The sequence below is a fragment of the Corallococcus carmarthensis genome, from assembly GCF_003611695.1.
In the GTDB taxonomy this organism is placed as follows: Bacteria; Myxococcota; Myxococcia; order Myxococcales; family Myxococcaceae; genus Corallococcus; species Corallococcus carmarthensis.
Genome location: NZ_RAWE01000116.1, coordinates 23,383 through 29,865, shown reverse-complemented (window position 1 = coordinate 29,865; position 6,483 = coordinate 23,383). Strand labels below are relative to the sequence as shown.

4 protein-coding genes are annotated in these 6,483 nt (G+C 72.2%); 3 read left to right on the top strand and 1 reads right to left on the bottom strand.

The genetic code is table 11. From position 1 onward, the window contains the following. Positions 1-179 precede the first annotated feature (179 nt). Positions 180-1,727: a F0F1 ATP synthase subunit alpha gene (gene atpA / locus D7X32_RS26805; protein ID WP_120605414.1), complete on the top strand. Its 1,548-nt coding sequence runs from the start codon at positions 180-182 to the stop codon at positions 1,725-1,727. A gap of 97 nt (positions 1,728-1,824) precedes the next feature. On the opposite strand, the gene D7X32_RS26800 is transcribed toward atpA, so the two are convergent. Further along, positions 1,825-2,673: an HAD family hydrolase gene (locus tag D7X32_RS26800; RefSeq protein ID WP_120605413.1), complete on the bottom strand. Its 849-nt coding sequence runs from the start codon at positions 2,671-2,673 to the stop codon at positions 1,825-1,827. A 214-nt stretch (positions 2,674-2,887) separates the two neighbouring features. On the opposite strand from D7X32_RS26800, the gene D7X32_RS26795 reads away from it, so the two are divergent. Together D7X32_RS26795 and D7X32_RS26790 are read left to right on the top strand one after the other, a co-directional pair. Next, positions 2,888-5,479, top strand: coding sequence for a sensor histidine kinase (locus D7X32_RS26795; RefSeq protein WP_120605412.1), 2,592 nt, complete (start codon positions 2,888-2,890; stop codon positions 5,477-5,479). Between the two features lie 76 nt (positions 5,480-5,555). Continuing rightward, complete coding sequence (locus D7X32_RS26790) at positions 5,556-6,422, top strand: OmpA family protein (protein WP_120605411.1); 867 nt, start codon at positions 5,556-5,558, stop codon at positions 6,420-6,422. Positions 6,423-6,483: the final 61 nt, after the last annotated feature.

Here is a 6,483-nt window from a genome sequence, read left to right as displayed (position 1 = left end):
GTCCCGGAGCGCGGGCTTACGTCCGCGATAAAGGGGTGTGGGGCTGGGGGAAGCGCCGGGTGCGTGGTGCGTTGCGATGGGACCGGCGGCCGTGATAGGGGGCCACCCGGTACATCAAGATTCGTGGCGGCCCACCCCGTTCCTCCAGGCCGCCCCCTCCGCAAGGACGCTAGACGCCCATGGAAATCCGCGCCGACGAGATCAGCAGAATCATCCGGGAGCAGATCAAGGACTACGGCAAGAAGGTCACCGTCGCCGAGACCGGCACCGTGCTGTCCGTGGGCGACGGTATCGCCCGCGTGTACGGCCTGGAGGGCGCGCTCGCCGGCGAGCTGGTGGAGTTCTCCAACGGCGTGCAGGGCCTGGTCCTCAACCTGGAAGAGGACAACGTCGGCATCGCCATCATGGGTGACTTCAAGGACATCCGCGAAGGCGATGTCGTGAAGCGCACCGGGCAGATTGCCTCCGTGCCGGTGGGCAAGGGCCTGCTGGGCCGCGTGGTGAACGCGCTGGGCCAGCCGGTGGACGGCAAGGGCCCCGTCGAGTCCACCGAGCAGCGCCGCCTGGAGGTGAAGGCGCCCGGCATCGTGAAGCGCAAGTCCGTGCACGAGCCCCTGCAGACGGGCATCAAGGCGCTGGACGCGCTGGTGCCGGTGGGCCGCGGTCAGCGCGAGCTCATCATCGGTGACCGCCAGACGGGCAAGACGGCCGTCGCCATCGACGCCATCATCAACCAGAAGGGCCTGGGCGTTTACTGCATCTACGTCGCCATCGGGCAGAAGCAGTCCACCGTCGCGCAGGTGGTGGAGAAGCTGACCCGCTACGGCGCCATGGAGTACACGGTGGTGGTCGCGGCGAACGCGTCCGACCCGGCGCCCATGCAGTACTTCGCGCCGTACGCGGGCGTCGCCATCGGCGAGTACTTCCGCGACAACAAGATGCACGGCCTCATCGTGTACGACGACCTCTCCAAGCAGGCCGTGGCGTACCGCCAGCTGTCCCTGCTCCTGCGCCGCCCGCCGGGCCGCGAGGCGTACCCCGGCGACGTGTTCTACATCCACAGCCGCCTGCTGGAGCGCGCCGCCAAGCTGTCCGACGAGGAGGGCGCGGGCTCCCTCACGGCGCTCCCCATCATCGAGACGCAGGCGGGTGACGTGTCCGCCTACATCCCGACGAACGTCATCTCCATCACCGACGGGCAGATCTTCCTGGAGACGGACCTGTTCTTCTCCGGCGTCCGCCCGGCCATCAACGTGGGCCTCTCCGTGTCGCGCGTGGGTTCCGCGGCGCAGATCAAGGCCATGAAGCAGGTCGCGGGCTCCATGAAGCTGGAGCTGGCGCAGTACCGCGAACTGGCCGCCTTCGCGCAGTTCGGCTCCGACCTGGACAAGGCCACGCAGGAGACGCTGGCGCGCGGCGCCCGCATGGTGGAGCTGCTCAAGCAGGGCCAGTACGAGCCCCTGTCCGTCGAGCGTCAGGTCATCCAGATCTACGCCGCGACGAACAAGGACGACGCCGGCAAGCGCGGGTGGATCCGCCAGGTGCCGGTGGGTGACGTGGTCCGCTGGATGAAGGAGATGCTGGAGTTCGTGGACAGCAAGTACCCGAACATCGTCCAGGACCTGGTCGCCAAGCGCGAGCTGACCGCCGACATCAAGGCGAACATCAACAAGGCCCTCACCGAGTTCAACGACCTGTTCCAGGCGACCCCGGGCGCCAAGGTCTAGTTTCGCGCCCCACGCGCGGTGCAGTGCGGACAGCCCCGCCCTCCCTTCAGCCGGGAGGCGGGGCTTTTCGTTTGCCCGTGGGTCCAGTGCCGCCGCTTCAGCGCAGCCGGGGCAGGATGGCGCGCAGGCTCTTGTCCGCGCTGCCACGCGCGCCCAGGCGCGCCACCGCGGCGCGCTCGTAGGGCATCACGTTGGCGCGCTCCACCAGTTGCACGTGCGCGCCCAGCGCCGCGGGCATCGCCAGGTCCAGCTCGAAGATGTCGCCCGCGACCAGCGTGGACTCCGGGCCCGTGTGCGTGGCGTCCCAGATGCGCTTGAGCGCGGAGAAGTAGCGCCCGCGCTTGAGGTACACCGGCCGGCCCAGCACGCCGTCCAGGTGGAGCGCCTCTGGCAGCGCGTCGAAGCGGGCGTCCTTCGGCTGCGTGTCCTCCAGCTGGAACTTGCGCGCGTCGCCGAAGACCTTCAGCCGCTCGCGGCCCTTCGGCGCCAGCTTGTCCAGCTTGGCCTCCACCAGCTCCGTGTGCGCGTTCGTCACCACCGACACGGGCAGCCCCGTGGCGAGCAGCGCCTCCAGCACCTCCTTGGCCTCCGCCTTGAACGCCGTGGCCGAGTGCCCGTACGCGTCCCGGTACAGCGTCTGCACCGTGTCCGTGCGCACCGCTTCGTCATCGCCCTTGCCGAAGCGCTTGAGCAGCCGGTGCGCGGTGCAGGTGGCCGTCAGGTAGGGGTCCGCGGTGGCCGGCGCGACGATGCGCCCCGCCACCTCCCAGCCGTACTGGTCCACGCCCTCATGCAGCGCGGCGACCTCCTCCGCCCACGCCTGGGACGCGTCCTGTCCCAGCACCCCGTACAGCGCGTCCTGGAAGTGCCGCAGGAAGGGCTCGCCCTCCGCCAGCACGTCCGTGAAGGTCCCATCGAAGTCCAGCACCACGCACGCGATCGCCATCCACCGGTCCTTGAAGCCCGGCCGTCTGACACGGCCGTGAACGAAAGCCCCGAATGACGCCCCGTTGGCCGCTCCGAATCAAGCCCCCTGCCCTGCCTCCGGGCGGAGGCGGGTGCCAACTCCCGGAAAGCCTGCTCCAACCCGGGTCGGGTGGTCCCGGTCCCCCGCCGCCCCCACCCTAAGACCTCCCGCGGGGGAGGGGGGCTCCGCGCCCATGTCCGAGCCGACTGGCACCTTTCTCGCGGAGTCCACGCCCGTGCCACAGGAGTGGCTGCGCACGGTGCTGCAGCTCCTGCCCGTGGGGGTCGTCATCGTGGACACGGCCGGCCGCCTGCTCGCGGCCAATGCCGCTGCGAGCGCGCTGTGGGGACAGGCCGCGCTGGCGGGGATGCACCTGGAGCGCTACGGCGGCTTCGAGGCGTACTGGCCCGGCACCGGCAAGCGGCTGCGCGGAGAAGAGTGGGCCGTGGCGCGCACGCTGAAGAGCCGGCAGACCGTCTCCAACGAGGAGGTGGACATCGTCGGGAAGGACGGCGCGCGCCGCACCATCCTCAACTCCTCGGCGCCGCTGTACTCGGGCGAGGGCCGGCTCGTGGGCGCGGTGAACATCAACGTGGACATCACCGAGCGCAAGTCCACCGAGCGCGCGGAGTTCTTCGTCAGCGAGGCGAGCCGGCTGCTCGCCGAATCCCTGGACTGGGAGACGACGCTCAAGGCCGTGGCGCGGCTGGCCACGCTGGAGTGGGCGGACTACTGCATGGTGGACGTGCTGGGCCCCGACGGCGCGCTGCACCGGCTCGCGCTCAGCGCGAAGGACCCCCGGCGGCAGGCGCTGCTCGACCAGACGCTGACCTTCCCGCCGCTGGCCGGTTCGGGCTCGCCGCTCTCCCAGGTGTTCACGCGGGGCAAGCCCGTGCTCATCGCCGACATCACGCCCGAGTGGCTGGACGCGGTGTCCCGCTCGCCCGAACACCGCCGGCTGCTGGAGACGCTGGCGCCGCGCTCCTCCATGCTCCTGCCCCTGGCGGTGGGACGGCGGCGCTTCGGCATCATCAACCTGGTCTCCGCGTCCCCCGCGCGCCGCTACACGAAGCGCGACCTGGGGTACGCCACGGAGTTCGCGCGCCGGGCCGCGCTGGCGGTGGAGAGCGCCCGGCTGTACCGCGAGGCCCGCGAGGCCCTGCGCGAGCGCGACGCGTCCGCGGCCATGCTGGAGGCCTTCTTCGCCGCGTCGCCGGTGGGCATGGGCTTCGTGAACCAGGACCTGCGCTACGTGCGGCTCAACAAGGTCGTCGCGCAGAACAACGGCATCCCCCTGGAGAAGCACCTGGGCCTCACGCCCCGCGAGCTGATGGGCCCCGCGGGCGGCCCCATCGAGGACCTGCTGCGCGAGGTGCTGGAGTCGGAGGAGGCCGTGGTGGACGACCCGGTGGAGTACGTCGCGGGCCCGGAGCCGCGCACCTTCCTGGCCACGTACTTCCCCGTGCGCTCCGGCACGGAGCTCCTGGGCGTGGGCGGCGTGGTGCGCGAAATCACCGAGCAGCGCCGCATGGAGGACCACCTGCGCTTCCTCACGGAGGCGACCACCCAGCTGGCCATGTCCCTGGACTGGCGCACCACCGTGCGCAACGTGGCGGAGCTGGTGGTGGCGCAGCTGGCGGACTACTGCCTGGTGGACATGCTGGGCGAGGACGGCCAGCACCTGGAGCGCGTGGAGCGCCGCGCCCGCGACGACGTGCTCCAGGCCCAGCTGGAGAAGTCCATGCCCTACGCGCCGCCCCCGGGCGCCCACACCTTGCTGCGCCGGGTGCTGGAGACGGGGCGCTCGGAGCTGGTGGCCGAGGTGGACGAGGCCGCCATGCGCGCCTTCGCCGTCAACGACGCACACCGGGACGTCCTGGACGGGCTGAGCCCGCGCTCGGTGATGATCGTCCCGCTGAGGGCGCGCGGGCGCACGCTGGGCATCGTGAGCGCGGCGACGTGTTCCCCCACGCGGCGCTTCAACACGCGGGACCTGTCGCAGCTGGAGGACCTGGCCTGGCGCGCGGCGCTGGCGGTGGACAACGCGCGGCTGTACCGGCAGGCGGAGCAGGCCGTGGCCGCGCGCGACGAGTTCGTGGCGGTGGCGACACACGAGCTGCGCACGCCCCTGTCCGCGCTGCACCTGCAGCTGTCGTCATTGCAGCGCACGGTGGACAAGTTGCCGTCGGATGAATCCGAGCGGCTGGGCCAGGGGCTCTCGGGGGCGCTCAGGCAGGCGGACCGGCTGACGCGGCTGGTGGCGCACCTGTTCGACGTGGCGCGGCTGGGCACGGGGCAGATGGCGCTGGAGCTGGGCGCGGTGGAGCTGTCCTCGCTGGTGCACGCGCTGGTGGCACGGATGGAGGAGGCGCTGGCCACCGCGGGCTGCGTGGCGGTGGTGCACGCGGACCAGCCGGTGGTGGCGCTGGCGGACCGGCCGCGCGTGGAGCAGGTGCTGATGAACCTGCTCACCAACGCGATGAAGTACGCGCCGGGCCTGCCCGTGGAGCTGTACGTGGAGCGCGCCGGCGACAAGGCCGTCATCGCCGTGCGGGACTGGGGCCCCGGCATCCCCCCGGAGGCGCGCGAGCGCATCTTCGAGCGCTTCGCGCGCAACACCGGCGAACACGCGCGCGCCAGCCTGGGCCTGGGCCTCTACATCTCCCGGCAGCTCGCCCGCGCGCACGGCGGCGACCTGTTCGTGGAGGCGCCTCTGGAGGGCGGGCCCGGTTCGCGCTTCGTGCTGCACCTGCCCCGGTGGAAGAAACCGTCCGGGGCGGCATGAGGCTGGAGCAGGCGGGCGGTGTCGCACGGCGCCCACCTTGCCGCCCACCCCCGGAGGGCCATTACCCTTCAGGGCCATGGACGACGCGCGGACCGAAGCAGCGCTCGGACGCTGGCGGTGGCTGCCCTGGGGGCTGCTCGCCGTCGCGGCGGTGGTGGCCTCCACGGGCGCGTGGCTGGGCTCGCGCTCGTTCCAGGCGCTGGAGGCCCACAGCGCGCAGCTGGAGCGCGAAGCCACCGAGTCCGAGGCCCACGTCGCGCAATTGCAGACGGTGCGGCAGGCCATGGAGCGGAGGCTGCGCGCGCTGGAGCGGCAGCAGCAGGCGCAGGAGTGGAGCGGCGCCGCGGCGGAGCTCCAGGCGAAGAACGCGGAGGCGCAGCACACCCGGCGCGAGGCCGCGCTCGAGGCCCTGGGCCGGTCGCTGAAGGACCCGCTCAAGGCGGGCGACGTGACCCTGTCCCTGGAGGACGACACCCTGAGCGTGGAGGTGTCCGAGCGGATCCTCTTCGCGCCCGCGGGCACGGCGCTCACGCCGGAGGGCGCCGCCGTGTTGAAGCAGGCCGCGGCCGTGTTCCGGGGTCCGCTCGCCGACCACCGCGTGGCGGTGGAGGCCCACACCGACGAGGTGCTCCCCGCCGCGCCCGGCAGTCCCACCACCACCGCGTGGGAGCTGTCCGCCGCGCGGGCCGTGGCGGTGGTGCGCCAGCTGGGCGAGCGCGAGGGACTGGCCCCGGAGCGCCTGAGCGCCACGGGCCACGCCGCGTACCGGCCGCGGGTTCCCAACGACAGCCCGCCCCACCGCGCCAGCAACCGGCGCGTCACGCTGCGGCTGTCCCCCACGCCGGTGACGCCGGAGAGCGCGGCCGTGGCCCGCACGGAGCCGCCGTCACGGCCCTCGAAGCGTCAGGCGAAGGCCAAGGCGAAGAAGACGGCGCAGCGCTGACGCCAGTGAATAGAACCGCCGGGCTCCACGTCGAGGAAGCAGGGGCTTCTCCCCGCCCCTG

What these genes read in the sequence shown, in the direction of transcription:
- atpA (WP_120605414.1), top strand. Translation starts at nt 180, where the DNA reads ATGGAAATCCGCGCCGACGAGATCAGCAGAATCATCCGGGAGCAGATC.
- D7X32_RS26800 (WP_120605413.1), bottom strand. Translation starts at nt 2,673, where the DNA reads ATGGCGATCGCGTGCGTGGTGCTGGACTTCGATGGGACCTTCACGGAC.
- D7X32_RS26790 (WP_120605411.1), top strand. Translation starts at nt 5,556, where the DNA reads ATGGACGACGCGCGGACCGAAGCAGCGCTCGGACGCTGGCGGTGGCTG.
- D7X32_RS26795 (WP_120605412.1), top strand. Translation starts at nt 2,888, where the DNA reads ATGTCCGAGCCGACTGGCACCTTTCTCGCGGAGTCCACGCCCGTGCCA.